Annotated in this window: 17 protein-coding genes; all 17 read left to right on the top strand. The window is 44.4% G+C overall.

Annotation, left to right across the window (positions count from 1 at the left end; translation table 11 throughout):
* Nucleotides 1–5: 5 nt before the first annotated feature.
* The 17 genes from mutL to GT674_RS02580 all read left to right on the top strand — a co-directional run bounded on the left by mutL (nucleotide 6) and on the right by GT674_RS02580 (nucleotide 20244).
* Nucleotides 6–2060: a DNA mismatch repair endonuclease MutL gene (mutL, locus tag GT674_RS02660; RefSeq protein ID WP_161284319.1), complete on the top strand. Its 2055-nt coding sequence runs from the start codon at nucleotides 6–8 to the stop codon at nucleotides 2058–2060.
* A 9-nt stretch (nucleotides 2061–2069) separates the two neighbouring features.
* Complete coding sequence (gene miaA, locus GT674_RS02655; protein WP_161284317.1) at nucleotides 2070–3023, top strand: tRNA (adenosine(37)-N6)-dimethylallyltransferase MiaA; 954 nt, start codon at nucleotides 2070–2072, stop codon at nucleotides 3021–3023.
* Nucleotides 3024–3044: 21 nt separating this feature from the next.
* Nucleotides 3045–4328, top strand: coding sequence for a methionine gamma-lyase family protein (locus tag GT674_RS02650; protein WP_161284316.1), 1284 nt, complete (start codon nucleotides 3045–3047; stop codon nucleotides 4326–4328).
* Between the two features lie 36 nt (nucleotides 4329–4364).
* A complete protein-coding gene (locus tag GT674_RS02645) occupies nucleotides 4365–5549 on the top strand; it encodes an NAD(P)/FAD-dependent oxidoreductase (protein WP_161284314.1) in 1185 nt (394 codons plus the stop codon).
* Nucleotides 5546–7132 (top strand): NAD(P)/FAD-dependent oxidoreductase, encoded by a 1587-nt coding sequence (locus GT674_RS02640; RefSeq protein WP_161284313.1) that lies wholly within the window; start codon nucleotides 5546–5548, stop codon nucleotides 7130–7132. The genes GT674_RS02645 and GT674_RS02640 overlap by 4 nt, the downstream gene beginning before the upstream one ends.
* A gap of 90 nt (nucleotides 7133–7222) precedes the next feature.
* Nucleotides 7223–7933 carry a RadC family protein gene (radC, locus tag GT674_RS02635; RefSeq protein WP_161284311.1) on the top strand — a complete coding sequence of 237 codons (711 nt, stop codon included), beginning with the start codon at nucleotides 7223–7225 and terminating at the stop codon, nucleotides 7931–7933.
* Nucleotides 7934–7945: 12 nt separating this feature from the next.
* A complete protein-coding gene (locus tag GT674_RS02630) occupies nucleotides 7946–8959 on the top strand; it encodes a rod shape-determining protein (protein ID WP_161284310.1) in 1014 nt (337 codons plus the stop codon).
* Between the two features lie 20 nt (nucleotides 8960–8979).
* Nucleotides 8980–9903: a rod shape-determining protein MreC gene (gene mreC, locus GT674_RS02625; protein WP_161284308.1), complete on the top strand. Its 924-nt coding sequence runs from the start codon at nucleotides 8980–8982 to the stop codon at nucleotides 9901–9903.
* Nucleotides 9903–10430, top strand: coding sequence for a rod shape-determining protein MreD (gene mreD / locus GT674_RS02620; protein ID WP_161284306.1), 528 nt, complete (start codon nucleotides 9903–9905; stop codon nucleotides 10428–10430). The genes mreC and mreD overlap by 1 nt, the downstream gene beginning before the upstream one ends.
* A complete protein-coding gene (locus tag GT674_RS02615; RefSeq protein ID WP_161284305.1) occupies nucleotides 10415–13324 on the top strand; it encodes a penicillin-binding transpeptidase domain-containing protein in 2910 nt (969 codons plus the stop codon). The genes mreD and GT674_RS02615 overlap by 16 nt, the downstream gene beginning before the upstream one ends.
* 76 nt (nucleotides 13325–13400) lie before the next feature.
* A complete protein-coding gene (gene minD, locus GT674_RS02610) occupies nucleotides 13401–14189 on the top strand; it encodes a septum site-determining protein MinD (RefSeq protein ID WP_161284302.1) in 789 nt (262 codons plus the stop codon).
* Nucleotides 14190–14218: 29 nt separating this feature from the next.
* Nucleotides 14219–14458 (top strand): cell division topological specificity factor MinE, encoded by a 240-nt coding sequence (locus GT674_RS02605; RefSeq protein ID WP_227240482.1) that lies wholly within the window; start codon nucleotides 14219–14221, stop codon nucleotides 14456–14458.
* 8 nt (nucleotides 14459–14466) lie between these two features.
* Complete coding sequence (locus tag GT674_RS02600) at nucleotides 14467–15627, top strand: FtsW/RodA/SpoVE family cell cycle protein (protein ID WP_161284299.1); 1161 nt, start codon at nucleotides 14467–14469, stop codon at nucleotides 15625–15627.
* Nucleotides 15624–16835, top strand: coding sequence for a D-alanyl-D-alanine carboxypeptidase family protein (locus GT674_RS02595; RefSeq protein WP_161284298.1), 1212 nt, complete (start codon nucleotides 15624–15626; stop codon nucleotides 16833–16835). Before GT674_RS02600 ends, GT674_RS02595 begins: the two co-directional genes overlap by 4 nt.
* Before the next feature lie 233 nt (nucleotides 16836–17068).
* Nucleotides 17069–18550, top strand: coding sequence for an MBOAT family O-acyltransferase (locus GT674_RS02590; RefSeq protein ID WP_161284296.1), 1482 nt, complete (start codon nucleotides 17069–17071; stop codon nucleotides 18548–18550).
* Nucleotides 18551–18565: 15 nt separating this feature from the next.
* Entirely contained in the window at nucleotides 18566–19636 is a 1071-nt protein-coding gene (locus GT674_RS02585) for a hypothetical protein (RefSeq protein WP_161284294.1), read from the top strand.
* Between the two features lie 188 nt (nucleotides 19637–19824).
* On the top strand, nucleotides 19825–20244 hold the full coding sequence (locus GT674_RS02580) for a twitching motility protein PilT (RefSeq protein WP_161284293.1): 420 nt from the start codon (nucleotides 19825–19827) through the stop codon (nucleotides 20242–20244).
* Nucleotides 20245–20388: the final 144 nt, after the last annotated feature.

The raw sequence follows: 20388 nt of genomic DNA, 5'->3' as shown, positions 1-20388 counted from the left end.
CAGCCTTGAGAAAAATAGCAGTTTTGGACCAGAATACAATTGACAAGATCGCAGCCGGTGAAGTGGTAGAGCGTCCCTCTTCTGTTGTGAAGGAACTGGTAGAAAATGCGATCGATGCCGGAGCGACGGCTGTTACCGTAGAGATCACGGACGGCGGCAAAAAACTGATCCGCATTACAGACAATGGATCCGGTATGGAAGAAGAGCAGATCCCGCTGGCCTTTCTCCGTCATGCCACCAGCAAGATTGAGAAGGTGGAAGATCTGGAGCACATAGCATCGCTGGGATTTCGTGGCGAGGCACTTTCCAGTATTGCGGCAGTCTCCCAGGTGGAACTGATTACCAAGACACCGTCTGCCATCAGTGGAAACCGCTATGTGATAGAGGGTGGAATGGAGCATTCGCTGGAGGAACTGGGAGCACCGGAAGGAACGACTTTTCTGGTAAGGAATCTCTTTTATAACACACCGGCCCGGAGTAAATTTCTGAAATCGGATAGTACGGAGGCAAACTATATCCACACCCTGATGGAGCAGCTGGCACTTTCACATCCGGAAATTTCCTTTAAATATATTCAGAACAAACAGGTGAAGCTGCATACCTCTGGGAACTACAGTGTCCGTGATGTGATCTACAGCGTGTACGGAAGAGATATTGCAAAGGCACTTCTGGAGGTGGAATGGGAAAATTCTTTTATGAAGATCACCGGATTCGTCGGTAAACCGGAGATCGCCCGCGGAAACCGCTCATTTGAGAATTATTATATCAATGGCCGTTATGTCAAAAACAACATCATCACAAAGGCAATCGAGAATGCCTACAAAGGATTTCTGATGCAGCATAAATTCCCGTTTGTCTCTCTTCGGATGGAAATGGAAGGAAATGACCTGGACGTCAATGTTCATCCTGCCAAGAGGGAAGTGCGTTTTGCCAGAGAACAGGAGGTCTATGATGCTGTCTATGATACCGTCCATACCGCCCTGACCAGACGGGAAATGATTCCGAAGGTGACACTCGGCACAGATGAACCTGTGAAGAAAGAGGCGAAAGAAACTGTAAAATCCGCTGCAGTGCCGGAACCGTTCGAACAGAAACGAAGAGAGCAGTTTTACAAAGCTTCTGCGACACACTCTCTGGTTCGCGAAAGTCCGGTATTTACGCCTCTGGAGGAAACTTTTTTTGAGGGAACTCTCAAGAAAAATCAGGAACTGGATGAAGCAAAGAGCCGACAGGCAGCCGTACTGCCTTCCAAGCCGGAAAAAGAACCGGAAGAAAAGCCGGAAATAAGATCAGAAGTAAATCCGGAAGAAAAGCAGCCAGAACTCAGGCGATCGGAACCGGAACTGTCAGAGTCAAAACGGCCGGAAACAATACAGTCAGAAGTAAAAGAAGGAAAGCCGAAAGAGGCAGAACAAAAAGTAAATGAACCGGAACCTAAGCAGCTGGAGCTTTTTGAGGAGAAGTTACTCTCTCCGCAGTCCAGAAGCCGCATCCGCATGATCGGTCAGGTGTTTGACACCTACTGGCTGGCACAGTTTGAGGATAAATTTTATATCATCGATCAGCATGCTGCGCATGAAAAAATCTACTATGAGCGTCTGGTCAGAAAGTTCCGGGAGCATTCCATAGATTCTCAGTATCTGACACCGCCACTTATTGTCTCCCTGAACATGCAGGAGGAGGAAGTCCTGAATGCAAACAGAGATTATTTTGAGAAGTTTGGCTTTGAGATCGAGCATTTTGGAGGACGTGAGTACTGTATCAGTGCAGTGCCGTCTAATCTGTATGGACTGACGGAGGAGGAACTTTTCCTTGAGATGCTGGATAAGCTGGAGAGCGATCACAGTAAGGATACTCTGGATATTTTTGCTTCAAGGCTGGCAACGATGGCCTGTAAGGCAGCAGTCAAGGGTAATAACCGCTTATCTATGGAGGAAGCAGAGAAGCTTCTGGATGAACTTATGACACTGGAAAATCCATATCACTGTCCGCATGGAAGACCAACGATCATTTCCATGACAAAGACAGAAATGGAAAAGAAATTTAAACGAATCGTATAGGAGTGTTTTATGAAAAAGCCACTGATCGTACTGACGGGGCCAACCGCAGTAGGAAAAACAAGTCTTTCGATCTCGCTGGCGAAGGCAGTAAACGGAGAGATCATCTCTGCAGACTCCATGCAGGTTTATAAAGGAATGGACATCGGTTCCGCCAAGATCCGCAGAGAGGAAATGCAGGGTGTCACGCACTATCTGGTAGATGTGCTGGAGCCAGAGGATGAGTTTCATATTGTGAAATTTCAGGAAATGGCCAAAGCTGCCATGAAAGAGATCTATGCAAAGGGAAAAATACCGATCCTGGTAGGAGGAACAGGATTTTATATTCAGGCAGTTACCAGGGATATTGATTTTACCCAGGCAGAACAGGAAACCTCCTATCGGGAGGAGCTGGAAGGCCTCGCCAGAGAAAAAGGGGCAGAATATCTTCATGAGAAACTCAAGGAAGTGGATCCCAAGAGTGCACAGAATATTCATGCCAACAATGTGAAGCGTGTGATCCGTGCCCTGGAATTCTATCATCAGAATAAAACACCGATCTCAGAGCATAACGACGAACAAAAGCAGCAGGTTTCCCCGTACAATCTGGCATATTTTGTCCTGAACGCACCGAGAGAGATTTTGTATGAACGCATCGATCAACGTGTAGATAAGATGATGGAGGAGGGACTTCTTGAGGAAGTCAAAGCGTTAAAAGAACGTGGATGTCATCGGGAAATGGTATCCATGCAGGGACTTGGATACAAGGAGATCCTGGCCTGTCTGGACGGAGAATATCCTCTTGAAGAGGCAATCCGCATCCTTAAAAGGGACACAAGGCATTTTGCAAAGCGCCAGCTGACCTGGTTCAGAAGAGAACAGGACGTGATCTGGCTGGATAAAGAAGCATTTCACTGGAATGAGAGTGAAATACTGGAATATATGATGAATATACTCAGTGAACGAGGTATTCTTGAAAGAAATTAACGAGAGAGGAACAGATAAGAAATGAAAGAAATGTATGAACAGCTTGGGATTTCTTCTGAAGTCTACGATTTTGGAAAAGAGATTGAAGCATCTTTAAAGGAACGTTTTCAGAAATTTGATGAGATTGCAGAATACAATCAGATGAAGGTACTTCTGGCAATGCAGAAAAACAAAGTCAGTGCAGACTGCTTTCAGTCTTCTTCAGGGTATGGCTATGATGATTTCGGTCGTGACACTCTGGAAAAAGTGTATGCAGATACGTTCCATACGGAAGCCTGCCTGATCCGTTCACAGATTACCTGCGGGACTCACGCACTTGCGATCGCATTGTTTGGAAATCTGCGCCCAGGCGATGAAATCCTGGCACCGGCAGGAAAACCTTATGATACCCTGGAGGAAGTGATCGGTATCCGCCCGTCCAGAGGCTCTCTTGCAGAATATGGTGTTACCTATAAACAGGTAGATTTAAAAGAAGACGGAACCTTTGATTACGATGCGATCCGCACTGCGATCAATGAAAAAACACGTCTTGTGGAAATTCAGCGTTCCAAGGGATATCAGACAAGACCTTCCTATTCTGTAAAGCAGATCGGAGAACTGATCGCATTCGTAAAGGGAATCAAACCGGATGTCATCTGTATGGTGGACAACTGCTACGGTGAATTTGTCGATACAGTGGAGCCAAGTGATGTCGGAGCAGATATGATCGTAGGTTCTCTTATCAAGAATCCGGGCGGCGGACTGGCACCGATCGGAGGCTATATCGCAGGAACAAAAGAATGTGTGGAAAATGCGGCAGCCCGTATGACCTGTCCTGGTCTTGGGATGGAAGTAGGTGCTTCTCTTGGTGTAAACCGTTCTTTCTACCAGGGCTTTTTCCTTGCTCCGATGGTGACCAAGGGAGCCTTAAAGGGTGCTGTTTTTGCAGCGAACATCTATGAGAAGCTTGGTTTTCCGGTTGTTCCAAACGGAAGCGAGCCACGGCAGGATATCATTCAGGCAGTTACACTTGGTTCCCCGGAAGCACTGATCGCATTCTGTAAGGGAATCCAGGCAGCAGCGCCGGTTGACAGCTATGTGGATCCGGAACCGTGGGATATGCCGGGATATGACAGCCAGGTCATCATGGCAGCGGGTGCCTTCGTGCAGGGCTCTTCCATTGAGCTTTCCGCAGATGGTCCGGTAAAACCGCCATATGCAGTTTATTTCCAGGGCGGACTTACCTTTGAGCATGCCAAACTGGGTGTTCTGATGTCGCTTCAGAAACTGGTAGAGAAAAATCTGGTAACTCTGCCTGTAAAATAAAGCAGGGACCGCGTTTTTTCTGAGAAGGAGTTATTTATGGATAAAAAACGACAGGTGATCATTGTCGGTGGTGGTGCATCCGGACTTACCGCAGGAATCATGGCAGCGAGAAACGGAGCCGCCGTCACGATCCTGGAACAGAACGAGAAGCCGGGACGCAAAATCTGTGTGACAGGAAATGGGCGCTGCAATCTGACAAACCAGGATATGTCCTGGAAGTATTTTCACGGAGAACATCCAGAGTTTGCAAAGAAGATCCTTGCTCAGTTTTCTCTGGAAGATACCTTAAGATTTTTTGATGAACTGGGAATTGTCGTGATAGAGAAAAAGGGCTGGCTGTATCCTCGTGGAGGGCAGGCGAAATATATTCCGGAGCTTTTGCTTCTCAGAGCTCGTTCCCTCAAAGTAAAAATCAAAACCAGGGAAAAGGTCTTAAAAATCTATAAAGAACAGAATACCTGGAAGGTTCAGACCGAAGGCTGGACGTATGAAGGTGATGCTGTCATTCTTGCAAATGGCTCCAAAGCTTCAAAGGTTCCGGGCTCTGACGGAAGTGGTTATGTCCTTGCAGAGGAACTTGGGCATTCTGTTTTAAGACCGCTTCCGGCACTCACAGGACTGAAGGCGAAGGGAAATTTCTTCTCTTCCTGGGCAGGGGTACGTACGGAAGGTAAGGTGACGCTGTGGATCGATGGAGAGGTATCTGACAGCGAAACCGGAGAGCTTCAGCTGACAGAGTATGGTATTTCTGGTATTCCTGTATTTCAGATCAGCGGAGCGGCAGCAAGGGCACTGGATCAGAAAAAAAAGGTGTCTGTCACATTGAATTTTTTTCCGGAATATACAGAAACAGCTGTCCGGGAACTTCTTTTGGAAAGGGAAAAGAAATATCCGGAGCTTTCTGCGGCAGAGAGACTTCTCGGCCTGCTTCCGGATAAGCTGATCAAAGTCCTTCAAAAGCAAAAAGACCTCTGCATGGCAATGACGGCATTTCCGCTTGAAATAAAGGGAACCAGCGGATTTGAGCAGGCACAGGTCTGCACCGGAGGGGTAGATACTACAGAAATAAACCCGGAAACACTGGAATCCCTGCTTTGTCAGGGACTGCATTTTGCGGGGGAACTCCTGGATATTGACGGTCCCTGCGGAGGCTATAATCTGCAGTGGGCGTGGTCAAGCGGAGCAGTGGCAGGCAGATATGCGGCAAAGGAGCAAAGATGATACGGATCACACAGTTAAAGCTTTCTGTGAATCATACAGAAGTACAGCTTCACAAAAAAATTGCACGGACGCTGAAGTGTCCGGAGGGAAGTTTTTCATATGAGATTATAAGACAGTCTCTGGATGCCAGACATAAAGAAGACAAGAAATTTGTCTATACGGTGGATGTTGTCGTTCCGAATGAAAAACAGATATTAAAAAAAGTTCACAATAAAAATATTATGTCAACAGAAAAGAAGGAATACCAGTTTCCGAAACCGGGAAGTACCAGGCTCGTACATCCACCGGTCATCGTCGGAAGCGGACCGGCCGGTCTTTTTTGTGCCTGGTATCTGGCAAAAGCCGGCTATCGTCCTCTGGTTCTGGAGCGCGGTGAGCAAGCATCCAGACGAAAGGAGACCGTGGATCATTTCTGGAAGAATGGTGTCCTGAATCCTGATTCCAATGTTCAGTTCGGAGAAGGCGGTGCAGGAACTTTTTCTGACGGAAAGCTGAATACTCTGGTCAAGGATCCAAACGGACGAAACCATGAGGTATTAAAACGCTTTGTACAGGCAGGAGCCCCACAGGAGATCGTCTATCAGCAAAAGCCCCACCTTGGGACAGATGTGCTGATCGGCATTGTAGAAACGCTCCGCCATCAGATCGAGGAGATGGGCGGCAGCTTCCGCTTTGAGGCGAAGATGACAGACCTGCTTTTTGAAGAGGGACATCTGAAGGAAGTGGAAGTGAATGCTCAGGAGAAAATCCCGGCAGAGGTCTGCGTACTGGCACTTGGTCACAGCGCCAGAGATACCTTTGAGATGTTAAATCGGCGGGGAGTTTATATGGAACCCAAACCGTTTGCTGTCGGTCTTCGAGTGGAGCATCCGCAGAGTATGATCAATATGGATCTTTATGGAGAAGAGGAAAATGAATTCCTCGGTGCTGCAAGCTATAAGGTGACACATACCTGCGAAAATGGACGCGGAGTGTATTCTTTCTGTATGTGTCCGGGTGGATATGTCGTGAATGCCTCTTCGGAACCGGGAAGACTGGCAGTCAATGGCATGAGCTATCAGGCGCGTGACAGTAAAAATGCAAACAGTGCCCTGATCGTCACCGTGAGTCCTTCCGATTTCCCGGATGATACGCCACTTGGGGGAATTGCTTTCCAGAGAGATCTGGAACGTAAGGCTTGGGAGCTTGGAGAAGGCAGGATTCCTGTTCAGCTTTTTGGGGATTTCAGAAAAAATCAGGCGAGTACAGCCTTTGGTGAGGTGATACCGCAGATGAAAGGTGGATTTGTCCTTTCCAATGTCCGTTCTATTCTTCCTAAGGCAGTCGGTGATTCCATCGAGGAGGGCATGCTTGCCTTCGGCAGAAAGCTTTCCGGATTTGACCGTGAAGATGCACTTTTGAGTGGAATTGAGAGCAGAACTTCTTCTCCGGTGAGGATTGTCCGCAGCAAAGAAGGACTATCTAATATAGAAGGAATCTATCCCTGCGGGGAAGGCGCCGGATATGCCGGAGGCATCACATCTGCTGCTATGGATGGCATAAAAGTGGCGGAATTCATTTGTGAAAAATTCAGAAATTTTTAGGAGGGAGTGTACATCTCCCTCTTTTTATGCTAAAATGAGTTTTGATTCTTCGGGGGGCCTGATCTTGTTTAGAGAGCAAAAGGCAGACATATGAATCAAATTATGAAAGAAATACCGGAGTCAGAGCGTCCTTATGAGAAATGTATACGGGATGGAGAGGCAGTGCTCAGTGACAGTGAGCTCCTTGCAGTGATTCTGCGGTGCGGTACCAGGGGGATGAATTCTCTGGGACTGGCAAACGAAATCCTGAATCATATGGAGCATTCTTCCTACCCGGGACTGCTTGGACTTCTTCACAGTTCACTGGAAGATCTGAAGAAGATCCATGGGATCGGTACCGTGAAGGCAGTACAGCTTAAATGCATCGGGGAACTTTCCAAACGCATGGCGTGTGCGGCTGCAAGACCGGCACTTAGTTTTCAGAATCCGGACTCGATCGCAGCCTATTATATGGAGCAGCTTCGACACCAGGAACAGGAACTGATGATCTGTATGATGCTTGACAATCAGAACCATCTGCTGAATGATATTGTATTGTCCAAGGGAACAGTAAATGCGACACTGATCACTCCAAGAGAAGTATATCTGGAGGCACTCCGCTATCATGCAGTCAGCCTGATACTTGTACATAATCATCCTGGCGGCAATCCTGCACCAAGTCATTGTGACCGTGAGATCACGGAGAGGATCTTTAAAGCAGGAGAAATGCTTGGGATTTCTCTTCTGGATCATATCATCATTGGAGATCACAGATATGTCAGCTTCAGGGAACAGGAAATACTCGGAGAATACCTGAAATGAAGGGATTGTTTTATGCTTTTACGAAAAACGTACGGAATAGACCTGGGCAGCAGCACCATCAAAGTCTATTCCTTTTTAAAGAACAAGAGTTACATGGAAAAAAACATGGTGGCATCCAAGGGGCACACGATCATTGCCATTGGAAATGAGGCCTATGAGATGTTTGAAAAATCCCCGGTAAATATTGCGGTGAACTCTCCGATGACTTTTGGAATGATCGCCAATCTGGAACTTCAGGAGATTGCCCTGTACAGCATGATGAAGAAGATTGATAAATTTCTCGGGATCGGATCGGATATGTTTTTTTCAGTTCCGCTGGATATGACGGCGATTGAGAAACGTGCATATTATCATGTGGTAAACGGTCACTGGCTTCGTCAGAATCGGGTTTATATGGTGGAAGCTCCCATAGCGGATGCACTGGCCATGGGAATTCGAATGGAGAAGAATGAGGGAAGTATGGTCGTCAACATTGGTGCACAGAGTACGCAGTTTTCCATTTTGACGGACGGAAATATTATTATGTCCAGGAAGGTTCCGATCGGCGGCAGACAGATGAATGAAGCTATCTGTGCAGAGATACGTAAGCGTTATAATCTGCAGATCGGCACACGTACCGGTAAGCGGCTTAAGATTGCCATGGGACGACTGAACGATCAGCGAAAGGATGCCCGCAAGGTGGTCGGGATCGACAGTATTTCCGGCCTTCCGAGGGAAGAGATCATTTCCGGATATGTCGTGAACGCCGGGATCATGGACTGTGTGAATGCGATCGCGGCAGAGATGAAGATATTTCTGGAACGAATCCCACCGCAGATCGCTTATCATATTTCCAGAGAGGGAATCTATCTTACCGGTGGAAGTACACGTATTCCGTATATCGACAATTATCTGGCAAGCTATACAGGCGTATCCTTTAATTTATCGCCTTTCTACGAGAAGTCGACGATCTGCGGACTTGAGAAGATCATCCGGGACCGGGATCTTAGAAATTGGGCACAGCCCGTCAAACAACGTAAATTATAATTTTCTTAGGGGTATGATACATGAAAAACCTGAAAAAGAAATTTCAATTTCGAATACATTTAAAGAGTAAGCATTTATTGGTCATCATGACATTCTTCTGTGGCAGTGCGGTAGTATCGACGCTGGCCTCCGGCGTTACGTCGGAACCTCTGGCAGAGGCAGCAGGTATGATCGTGGTTCCGTTTGAGAAGAGTATCGATGGAATCGGAAGCTGGATCGGTGAGATCAGTCAGACCTTCCAGGACAAGCAGGAGCTGATCAACAAAAATCAGGAACTTCAGGATGCCGTGGATACACTGACGGAGCAGAACAATATTCTGATCCAGAATCAGTCGGAGCTTTCACGTCTTCAGGAATTATATAAGCTGGATGAGGAGTATTCTTCCTACCCAAAGGTTGCGGCAAGAATCATCTCCAAGGATCCTGGAAACTGGTATGATACATTTATGATCAACCGGGGAAGCAACGACGGCATCCGCGTAGATAATAATGTCATTTCCGGCAAGGGGCTTGTTGGTATTGTCACGGAGGTAGGCTCGAACTGGGCAACCGTCCGTGCCATTATCGACGACAGTAGCTATGTCAGTGTTATGACTGTGGGTACGGATGATAATTGCGTGGTGACAGGAGATCTTGAGCTGATCGATGAAGGCAAGCTGCGTTTTTCACAGCTGTATGACAAGGACGACAAGGTGACCGTGGGAGAACGTATTGTCACTTCAAACATCAGTGACAAATATGTGGAAGGTTTGTTCGTAGGTTATGTCAGTGAGCTCGAACTGGATACTAACAATCTGACAAAGACAGGTACGATCGTGACTCCTGTGGACTTTAAGCATCTGAAGGATGTTTTTGTGATCACGGTCAATAAGCAGGATGCTGTCGATAGCGGCAGTACTTCACAGGAGGATGCCGCAGAGACTGGTCAGGAGGGAACAGAATAATGAAGAGTAAGATTGTTCTTTTCTTTACGATCATTGTATGCTTCCTTTTGCAGTCCACGCTCCTCCAGAAAATAGCCATTGGCTCGATCACGCCGAATCTCTTGTTGATCCTGTGTGTATCTATGGGACTGATGCGTGGGCGTAAGAGTGGTCTGTGGACCGGCTTTTTCAGCGGACTGCTTGTGGATCTGTTTTATGGATCTGTATTTGGATTTTATGCACTGATCTATATGTATGCCGGTTTTTTCAGCGGTTATGCATTTCGTATTTATTATGATGATGATATCAAGGTGCCAATGGCACTGACGGCTATTATGGATCTCATCTATAATCTTGCCGTATACGGGCTTCAGTTTTTCCTGAGGGGAAGACTTGGGATATTTAAATATTTATACAGGATCATCATTCCGGAAATCTTCTATACAGTTTTTCTGGCATTGATCGTATATAAAATTTTTTATTATATTAATCATCACTTTATGAATGCAACCAGGAAAGAAAGGGAATCTATTTGGGTACTAAAATAAAAAGAATATTCAAAAAATTTCAACTGAAACGAACCTCTGTACTTTTACTTTTATTTATCATGTTGTCTTTTGTCCTGATCCGACAGCTCTATCAGCTGCAGATCATACAGGGAGAGGATTATATTGATGAATTTCAGACAAGGACGACGAAAACGCGAGTCCTCAAAAGTACCAGGGGTAATATTTATGACAGAAACAATAAACTGATTGCTTCCAATATTCTGTCTTATTCTCTGACATTTGAGGATAATGGAAGTTATGATACCACCCGTGAAAAGAATCTGACTCTGAACGGAGTTGCCTATAAGGTTCTGCGTATCCTTGCAGATAACGGTGACAGTCTCTCTAATACATTCCATATCAAACTGGACAATGACGGAAACTATGTATTTGATATTGAGCCGGGATTTACCCTGAATCGATTTAAGGCGGATATTTACGGTCATGCGCTGATCGATGATCTGACAGAGGATGAGGCGGCTGCAAGTGCAGAGGATATTATGAGCTACTTAAGCGGCAGCAAGGGCTTTTCTATTGTTCTTTATGGTGACAATGCCTATACAACGGAAGAACTGAAGAAATATGGACTTCCGGAGGAACTGACCAGACAGGAGGTCCTCGACATTGCGATCATGCGTTATGAGCTGAGTACAAACAGCTTCCAGAAATATATGGCTGTTACGATAGCGACAAATGTCAGTGAAAGTACAGTGGCAGCAGTCAAAGAAAATCAGAATGAACTCCAGGGAATTGATGTGCTTGAGGATTCCAGTCGTCAGTATGTAGATGATGAGAGTATGGGACCGCTTCTTGGCTATACCGGAAAGGCATCTTCTGAGGAACTGGCGGATCTTAAGAAGCAGAACTCAAAATATAAGAGCAGCGCAGTGATCGGAAAAGCCGGAATTGAGCAGTATATGGAACTGGAACTGCAGGGGACAGATGGTCAGGAAACGGTTACGGTTGATAACCTTGGTAAGGTTTTGAAGATCGACAGCGATACTACCGTCGAGCCTCAGGCAGGAAATGATGTCTATCTTTCTGTTGATGCAGACTGGCAGGCGGCAATCTACCAGATTCTGAAGCAGAGAGTTGCAGGTATTCTTCTGAACAAGATTGAGGCTGTTAAAGAGTTCAACTATGAAGCTGAGCAGGATGCAAGTAAGATCGTTATTCCAATCTATGATGTATACAATGCTCTGATCTCGAACAGTGTCATTGATATTGACAAGTTCAGTGATGAGAATGCATCGGATACAGAAAAAAATTTATACGCCAAATTTCAACAAAAGCAGCAGGAAGTTTTTGATACAATAACTAATAGGCTGACAATGGATAATCCACCGGCATACAAGGACGAATCCGATGAGCTTAAAGAATATCTTTCTTATATCTGTGATACCATTCTGAGAGATACACTTGGTGTGATCAAGAAGGATGCGGTGGATACTTCTGATGCAACCTATCAGGCATGGGCCACAGATCGCAGCATCAGTCTTAAGGATTATCTGAACTATGCTGCCAGTCAGAACTGGATTGACATATCAGTCATCTCTCCGAAAGAAGAATATCTGGATTCCAACGAGGTTTATACAACACTTACAGATTATATTACTGATTATCTCAAGACAGATACCGGATTCTCCAAGCTTCTGTATAAATACATGCTTATGGATGACCGGATTTCAGGACAGGATATCTGTCTGGTGCTGTATGAGCAGGGAGTACTCTCAAAGGATGATGCAAGCTACGCAAGCCTTGCATCCGGTCAGATGTCAGCATATGATTTCATGATCAACAAGATTGCCAATCTGGAGATCGAACCAGCACAGCTTGCACTTGCACCATGTTCAGCATCCGCTGTCATTACAGATGTAAAAACAGGAAAAGTTCTTGCCTGTGTATCCTATCCGGGATATGATAATAATAAGCTCAGCAACAATATGGATACCAGCTATTATACAAAGCTTGCCCTGGATCAGTCGAGTCCGTTCTTCAATAAGGCAACGCAGCAGACAACGGCACCAGGTTCCACCTTAAAGCTTCTGTCTGCCGTTACAGGTATGATGGAGGGTGTTATCGATGACGGCACCTATTATGAATGTACGGGTAAATTTGACTTGGTGTCACCGGCCATCTACTGCTGGAACCGTCAGGGTCACGGATCTCTGGAGATCAGAGGTGCGATCGAACAGTCCTGTAACTATTTCTTTAACATGGTCGGTTTCCTTGCAGGCAAAAATGCGGATGGTGATTTTTCTGAAACACTGAGTCTTTCCAAACTGCAGAAATATGCTTCTGAGTTTGGTCTCGATGAAAAAACTGGCATTGAGATTTCAGAAGCAACACCACATATTTCTGACAGTAAAGCAGTTCCTTCCTATATTGGACAGGGTAATCATCTGTTTACAACCAGCCAGCTTGCCCGTTATGCGACAGCACTGGCAACCTCGGGAACCGTCTATGACCTTTCACTTTTAAATAAGGTTACAGACTCCCAGGGCAAAATTCTCAATGAATACGCACCGTCTGTAAAGAATGAAATGAGTGATGTACCGAATAATGTGTGGGAAGATATTCACGACGGTATGCGAAGAGTGGTACAGACGCATGAACAGTTCAACGGACTTGGGGTAACACTTTCGGGTAAAACAGGTACAGCTGAGCTGGATATTTACCATCCGAACCACGGTCTGTTTATCGGATATACAAACTCACCTTCTACGGGAGACGCGGAATATGCGATTGCTGTCCGTATTGCAAATGGATATACATCAGGAAATGCCTGCCTGACTGCAAATGATATTTTACAGTACATCTATGATCTGGCAGACGAGGATACAATTCTGACAGGTTATGCCTCCAGTGATACAAGTAATACTTCAAACGACTAAGGATATGTGCTGCGGCAAATATACAGAAGAGAATACCAGAGGTCTGGAACATATCTTTTCAGGAGGGTGCAGAAACATGGGTGAAGTGATAGTAGTTACATCCGGTAAGGGTGGAGTCGGCAAAACAACAACAGTAGCCAATATCGGTACTGGACTGGCAATGCTGGACAAGCGGACAGTCGTTGTCGATACGGATATCGGTCTTCGGAATCTGGATGTGATTCTTGGACTCGAAAATCGGATCGTATACAATCTGGTAGATGTCATAAATGGGAAGTGCCGCCTGAAGCAGGCATTGATCAAGGATAAGAGACATCCGGAACTGTATTTGCTTCCATCGGCACAGACAAAGGATAAATCCGCTGTTTCTCCGGAACAGATGATCAAGCTGACAGAAGAACTGAGAGAAGAGTTTGATTTTGTTCTTCTGGACTGCCCGGCAGGGATTGAGCAGGGATTCCGAAATGCGATCGCAGGAGCGGACAAAGCTCTTGTGGTCACAACCCCGGAGGTTTCAGCGATTCGCGATGCAGACCGGATCATAGGACTTCTGGAAGCAGATGGCATCCAGGATATTCATCTGATCATCAATCGGCTTCGTCCGGATATGATCGCACGTGGAGATATGATGTCAGTGGAGGATGTCGTTGAGATCCTTGCCGTGAATCTGATCGGAAGCATTCTGGATGATGAGCAGATTGTGATCGCTGCTAATCAGGGAGAACCTTTTTCGGGCAGAAATTCACAGGCTGAAGAAGAATATCGAAACATCTGCCGCAGGTTACTGGGTGAGGAGGTTCCATTTGCACCCCTTCATCAAAAAAAGGGAATGCTTCAGAGGATTGGAAACCTTTTTCATAAATGACTGCCTACAGACGGAGGGAGAGGATTCATGTGAAAGCTTTGTTTCAGTTCAAAAACCGCTCCGCAGAATATGCAAGAAACCGGATGAAGCTTCTTCTGGTTTCAGAGAGGATTGGCTGTTCCTTGCAAATGATGGATTTATTGAAGGACGACATGATCCATACAGTAAAAAAATACGTTTCCATAGATGAGGAAGGCGTTGTGTTCTGGATAAGTCAGGAACCTCCGGTCCTTCATGCAGACATACCGGTATATAAGAAAAGGGAATAAAATACAAAATGATTAAACAGTATAAATTACGATTTTATAATTTTAGACTGGTGCTTTTTCTTGTTGCGATCAGTGCGATCGGAATCATATTAGTCGGAAGTGCCAGAGATGATCTCAGAAGTAAACAGCTGATCGGTGTCATTATGGGTCTGCTGATCATGACAGCACTTTCGCTGCTCGATTACTCGTGGATCTCAAATTTTCAATGGATTTTGTACGGGGTCAATATTGTGCTTCTGCTGATCGTACGACTCTTTGGTGACTCTGCAAATGGAGCAGCCCGCTGGATCGATTTTGGATTCATTCGTTTTCAGCCTACAGAGCTGTCAAAGATCATTATTATTTTGTTTTTCGCCAGGTTCTTTATGGATCATGAGGAAGATTTGAACACGCCAAAGACGCTGGCCAAATCTGTTTTGTTACTGGCAGTTCCTCTTTTTCTGATCTTAGAGCAGCCCGACTTGAAAAACACACTTATGATGCTGGCTGTATTCTGTATTCTTATCTATATAGCAGGACTCAGCTATAAGATCATAGGAGGCACAGTTCTGATTCTGGTTCCTCTTATCATCATTTTTCTCTCGATAGTAGTTCAGCCGGATCAGAAACTGATCAAGGATTATCAGAGAAATCGAATCATGTCATTCCTTTACCCTGAGAACGACGAGTACAGTGATGATATCCAGCAGCAGAATAACTCCAAGACAGCGATCGCGTCAGGTGAGCTGATCGGTAAGCGGCTGTCCGGAAGTGACGAGGTGACCTCAGTAAATAAGGGTAACTTTGTTTCAGAGAATCAGACAGACTTTATTTTTGCAGTTGCAGGAGAGGAGTATGGATTTCTCGGCTGCTCCCTGATCATCCTGCTTCTTCTGGCAATTTCCATAGAATGTGTCCGGATGGGGCTTCGAGCGAAGGATTTGTCCGGTAAGATCATATGCTGCGGAATGGCCAGTGTCGTTGCACTGCAGAGTTTTTTGAATATCAGTGTAGCTACAGGAATAGCACCGAACACAGGTACGCCGCTTCCATTTGTAAGCTATGGTCTGACCTCATTGGTAAGTCTTTATATCGGAATGGGACTTGTCTTGAATGTAGGTCTGCAGAGCAGTGCATATAATAAGGAAATTCGCAAAAATTCTATGAATCAGAAAGAGGATTACTTATGAAAAAAGAACAGCCATATGAACGCAGGCGTACCGCAGATACAGCAAAATCTGCAAGGCCGCATATCTCATCAGGCAGAAGTGCCTCGGCAAACAGGAAATCAGGAAGATCTGCAAGGCCGACAGGAGGTACTGCACATACTTCTGTAAGAAATGCACGTCCGGTCGAAGCATCACAGGCCCGCAGAAACCCGCCTTCCCGAAAGAAAAAATCGCGCAGAAGAAGTTTTCTACCGGTCATAGCAGTGATCCTTCTTGTCATTGCTTTATGCGGTGGTGGATACTATGTATTCCGGACAGGATTACCTGCTGGAAAAAAGGTACAGGCCTTTGATATCAATCAGGAATTTCAGTATCAGAACACACTCAGGACAACCTCAAGGGCGGTTTCGTTTGCCGGTGACCTCTGTGTTGTAAGTGGGGATCAGGCACTTGATTCGGTCACTTTGGAGGATGGGCAGGAGGGACTGCTTCTGAATCTTAATGACAAATCTGTAATGTACGCCAAAGGAGCCTACGATAAGGTTTATCCGGCAAGTATTACCAAGATCATGACAGCACTTCTGGCATTCACCAATGGGAATATGGATGATGTTGTCACAATCTCAGAGGAGAATGTCACTTTGGAGGAAGGTTCTCAGCGTGTAGGATTCCAGGTGGGAGATCAGGTCACAATGGATGAACTGGTTCACTGTCTACTGGTATATTCCGGAAATGACGCAGCATCTGCGATTGCGACGCATATTGGAGGAACGACAGAGAATTTTGTTTCTATGATGAATGCGTATGCTGCTTCACTTGGGTGTACAGGAACTCATTTCACTAATCCTCACGGCCTGCAGGATGAAAATCATTATACAACACCATATGATATTTATCTGATGCTGAAGGAGGCTCTGAAATATCCTGAGTTTACAGAGATCACTCAGCTGGGAAGCTACACGACAAGCTATAAATACAGTGATGGTTCCGATGCGAGTGTAGCGCTGACTGCAACAGATCATTATCTTACAGGAGAAGCAACAGCACCAAAGGGTATCACGATCCTTGGAGGTAAAACAGGAACGACCAGCAGTGCAGGAAACTGTCTTGCCCTGTTGTGTCAGAATGAATATGGAAATCCATTTGTGTCCATTGTAATGGGTGCATCCACGAAAGAACTTTTGTATCAGGAGATGACATCCCTGTTGGAACATATCAATACTGTATAGTGAAGACAGCCCGGAGAACCTTAATAAATCCCGGGCTGTTATTTTTCAAGATGTAAATGTTATAGTATAGTAAATACAAATAACACAAAATACATTGCGCTCCGCGCTTTTATCAACCAGCATAGTCAACCTTCATCATCTGAACATCATGAAAGACTTGACTAACCCTGAAGTTTCCCTTATAGTTGATACGGAATAATAGAAAACTAAAGTTAAGGGGAAATCATAGAAAAATGTTATTTAATTCTTACATATTTATATTTGTTTTTCTGCCGTTGGCTATTGGAAGCTATTACGGACTACATAAACTTAAAAAACCTGTTTTAGCCAAAGTTTCATTGATTCTTATGTCATTCTGGTTCTATGGTTATTTTAATCCAAGCTATCTCTGGATCATGTGCAGTAGTATTCTTGTCAATTATCTGTTGTCTCAGCTGCTGCAGCGCAAATGGCTTTTTGCACCTGAGAGAATCTCACTGCTCAAAAAGACTCTGCTTGGTATTGGACTTATCTTTAATCTTGGATTGATCTTTTACTTTAAGTATTATGATTTCTTTGTTGACAATCTGAACAAAGTTTTTTCAGCTGACTTTCAGCTGCGACATGTTGTTCTCCCGCTGGGTATCAGCTTTTTTACTTTTCAGCAGGTTTCTTACATGGTCGATTCCTATCGTGGTGAAACAAAAGAGTATAATTTTGCAGACTATGCATTATTTGTAACATTCTTTCCACAGCTGATCGCCGGACCAATTGTTCTGCATAATGAGGTTCTGCCTCAGTTTGAGGACAAGAACAACTGGAAAGTTAACAGTGACAATATGGCTCATGGGCTTTATATGTTTGCGGCAGGCCTTGTTAAAAAGGCCGTTATCGCAGATACATTAAGTGTGTCTGTCGCATGGGGATACAGCCATCTCGGAAATGATCTTACTTCCATGGAAGCAATTCTGACTATGCTGGCCTATACCTTCCAGATTTATTTTGATTTCAGCGGATATTGCGACATGGCAACCGGGCTTGGATATATGTTTAATATCCATATTCCAATGAACTTTAATTCTCCATATAAGGCTCTGTCAATTGTAGACTTCTGGAAAAGATGGCATCTGACGCTGACCAGATTTCTGCGTACTTATGTATATTTTCCACTTGGGGGAAGTCGTAAGGGAACCATTCGTACCTACTTTAATATTATCATGGTATTCCTTGTAAGCGGACTCTGGCATGGAGCAAACTGGACTTTTATTTTCTGGGGCTTCCTGCATGGAATCGGTAATGCTGTCACCAGAATGTTCAAAAAACAGTGGGAGAGTATGCACGAGGTGATTCAATGGGCAGCCACTTTTCTGTTTGTAAATATCACCTGGATTTTTTTCCGGGCAGATTCTATTTCACAGGCGTTTACGTTTATCAAAAGAATCCTCGGCTTCAAAAATCTCAATGTCCGGGGACCTTTTTTGCAGACCTTCCAGTTAAAAGAATTTCATCTTATTTACAGCCATATTCCTGTATTGAATAAAGTTATGGCTTCCATCCGGGGTGTTGATGCACTGATCATGCTTGCCGGAATGTTATTCTTATGTCTTAATTTTAAAAACAATCAGGAAATGAAGTTTCGCCCGACAGTCTCTATGGCTGTTTTCACCGTATTCTGTATGGTATGGGGAATTTTTACCCTTTCAGGTGTGTCGGAATTTCTCTACTTTAACTTTTAGGGAGCAATAAATATTATGAACAGTAATAAATTTGTAAAAACAGTACTCGTCGGAACTGGTACGATGCTGGTTCTTATCGGCGGCATGACAGCAGTAATAGATCCATTTTTTCATTATCATAAGCCACTAGCACAGCTGGAATATCCTCTTGAACGAGGAAGAGAGCGTTATCTCAACAATGGAATCATCCGAAACTTTGATTATGATTCTGCAATCACCGGAACTTCTATGATGCAGAATTTCAAAACCTCTCAGTTTGATAAGCTATTTGATGCACATTCTGTCAAAGTGACTCTTACCGGTGATACATACTGGGCGATAGACGAGGAAATCCGGATGATTTTTCAGAATAAATCTGATATAAAATATATCTTCCGCTGTCTGGACTATAATAAGGTTTTTGATGACAAGTCTGATTATAATTACGATAATGTTCCGACCTATCTGTATGATGATAATCCCTGGAATGACGTACAGTATCTCTTTAATAAAGACATTTTTATAGACAATACACTCGGTGTCGTGAAATATACCCTTCATGGACAGAAAATGCCTGATATGGATCAATACAGCTCCTGGGCAGCTGATCATCCGGTCGGTAAAGATTATGTCCTTCAGAATTACTCCGCACCAGCCAGATGTGAGGATCAAAAGGAATTCACAGAAAAAGAAGCTGAAATTGTCCGACATAATGTAGAAGAAAATGTTCTCGATATGGTAAAAGCACATCCTGAAACAACCTTTTATTTCTATACTCCACCATACAGTGCCCTCTGGTGGTATAAGACGAAATGTTCAGGGAATCTTAAACGCTATTTTCAGGCAGAACAACTGCAGGCAGAGCTTCTCCTGCAATACGATAATGTGAAGCTTTTTTCCTTCACAGATCTTTTTGATCTGACCTGTGATCTTGATAATTACAAGGATGATACACATTACAGCGAGCAGATCAGTGCGGATATCATGGACTGGATCCACGATGGAACATACCAGATGACAGAAGCTAACTATAAATCAAGGATAGAGAACATGACAGACTATTATCTTCATTACAACTACTCAAAATCGGGAATTCCTCTGGCATAGGAAAATTAATCTGCCGCAGACAAAACACCTCGACCATAAGAACTATAAATTTTCCTCCTTTTAGAAAATTTCACAAAAACTTGCAATTATCTATTGAAATTTGATACAAAATACACTATAATACAAACATATTAATTATCGTATTTGTTCAAAATTAATATCATATTGTGTCTAAGGAGGAAAACAGGATGGTTGAACTGATCGTAGGAAAGAAAGGCAAAGGCAAAACAAAAGTACTGTTAGACAAAGTAAACGGCGCAATTAAGGATGCGAATGGCAGCATTGTTTATCTGGACAAAAGCACCAAGCATATGTATGAGCTGAATAATAAGGTTCGTCTGATCGATGTTTCTGTATATCCGATCAAGAACGCCGATGAATTTGTCGGATTTGTATGTGGAATCATTTCTCAGGACCATGACCTTGAGCAGGTTTATCTCGACAGTTTCCTGACTACAGCTAAATTAGAAGGACTGGATGTTACCAGTACACTGGAGCAGCTTACTACCGTTGGTGAGAAATTCAATGTGAAATTCATCATCAGCATGTCTCTTGACAAAGAAGATATTCCGGCTGCATTCCAGGATAAGATCGTAACTGCATTATAATTACGGATTCATTAAATTTTACATAGGATGGAGAAAGAACTCTGTTAAGTGCAGAGTTCTTTTTTTACTTTATAGGAAACTGCTCCTACGGAGCACTCTTGAATGAAAGATGCCCTCCGGTAGGCGGGCATACTAAAAGGACGG

The organism is Blautia sp. BIOML-A1, assembly GCF_009883055.1.
In the GTDB taxonomy this organism is placed as follows: domain Bacteria; phylum Bacillota; class Clostridia; order Lachnospirales; family Lachnospiraceae; genus Blautia_A.
The sequence above is the reverse complement of the archived record's forward strand: the minus strand, read 5'-3'. Positions and strand labels throughout refer to the sequence as shown.

Excerpts from the sequence above, each read along its gene's own strand:
- miaA (WP_161284317.1), top strand. The coding sequence starts at position 2,070 with ATGAAAAAGCCACTGATCGTACTGACGGGGCCAACCGCAGTAGGAAAA.
- GT674_RS02650 (WP_161284316.1), top strand. The coding sequence starts at position 3,045 with ATGAAAGAAATGTATGAACAGCTTGGGATTTCTTCTGAAGTCTACGAT.
- GT674_RS02645 (WP_161284314.1), top strand. The coding sequence starts at position 4,365 with ATGGATAAAAAACGACAGGTGATCATTGTCGGTGGTGGTGCATCCGGA.
- GT674_RS02640 (WP_161284313.1), top strand. The coding sequence starts at position 5,546 with ATGATACGGATCACACAGTTAAAGCTTTCTGTGAATCATACAGAAGTA.
- radC (WP_161284311.1), top strand. The coding sequence starts at position 7,223 with ATGAATCAAATTATGAAAGAAATACCGGAGTCAGAGCGTCCTTATGAG.
- GT674_RS02630 (WP_161284310.1), top strand. The coding sequence starts at position 7,946 with ATGCTTTTACGAAAAACGTACGGAATAGACCTGGGCAGCAGCACCATC.
- mreC (WP_161284308.1), top strand. The coding sequence starts at position 8,980 with ATGAAAAACCTGAAAAAGAAATTTCAATTTCGAATACATTTAAAGAGT.
- mreD (WP_161284306.1), top strand. The coding sequence starts at position 9,903 with ATGAAGAGTAAGATTGTTCTTTTCTTTACGATCATTGTATGCTTCCTT.
- minD (WP_161284302.1), top strand. The coding sequence starts at position 13,401 with ATGGGTGAAGTGATAGTAGTTACATCCGGTAAGGGTGGAGTCGGCAAA.
- GT674_RS02600 (WP_161284299.1), top strand. The coding sequence starts at position 14,467 with ATGATTAAACAGTATAAATTACGATTTTATAATTTTAGACTGGTGCTT.
- GT674_RS02595 (WP_161284298.1), top strand. The coding sequence starts at position 15,624 with ATGAAAAAAGAACAGCCATATGAACGCAGGCGTACCGCAGATACAGCA.
- GT674_RS02590 (WP_161284296.1), top strand. The coding sequence starts at position 17,069 with ATGTTATTTAATTCTTACATATTTATATTTGTTTTTCTGCCGTTGGCT.
- GT674_RS02585 (WP_161284294.1), top strand. The coding sequence starts at position 18,566 with ATGAACAGTAATAAATTTGTAAAAACAGTACTCGTCGGAACTGGTACG.
- GT674_RS02580 (WP_161284293.1), top strand. The coding sequence starts at position 19,825 with ATGGTTGAACTGATCGTAGGAAAGAAAGGCAAAGGCAAAACAAAAGTA.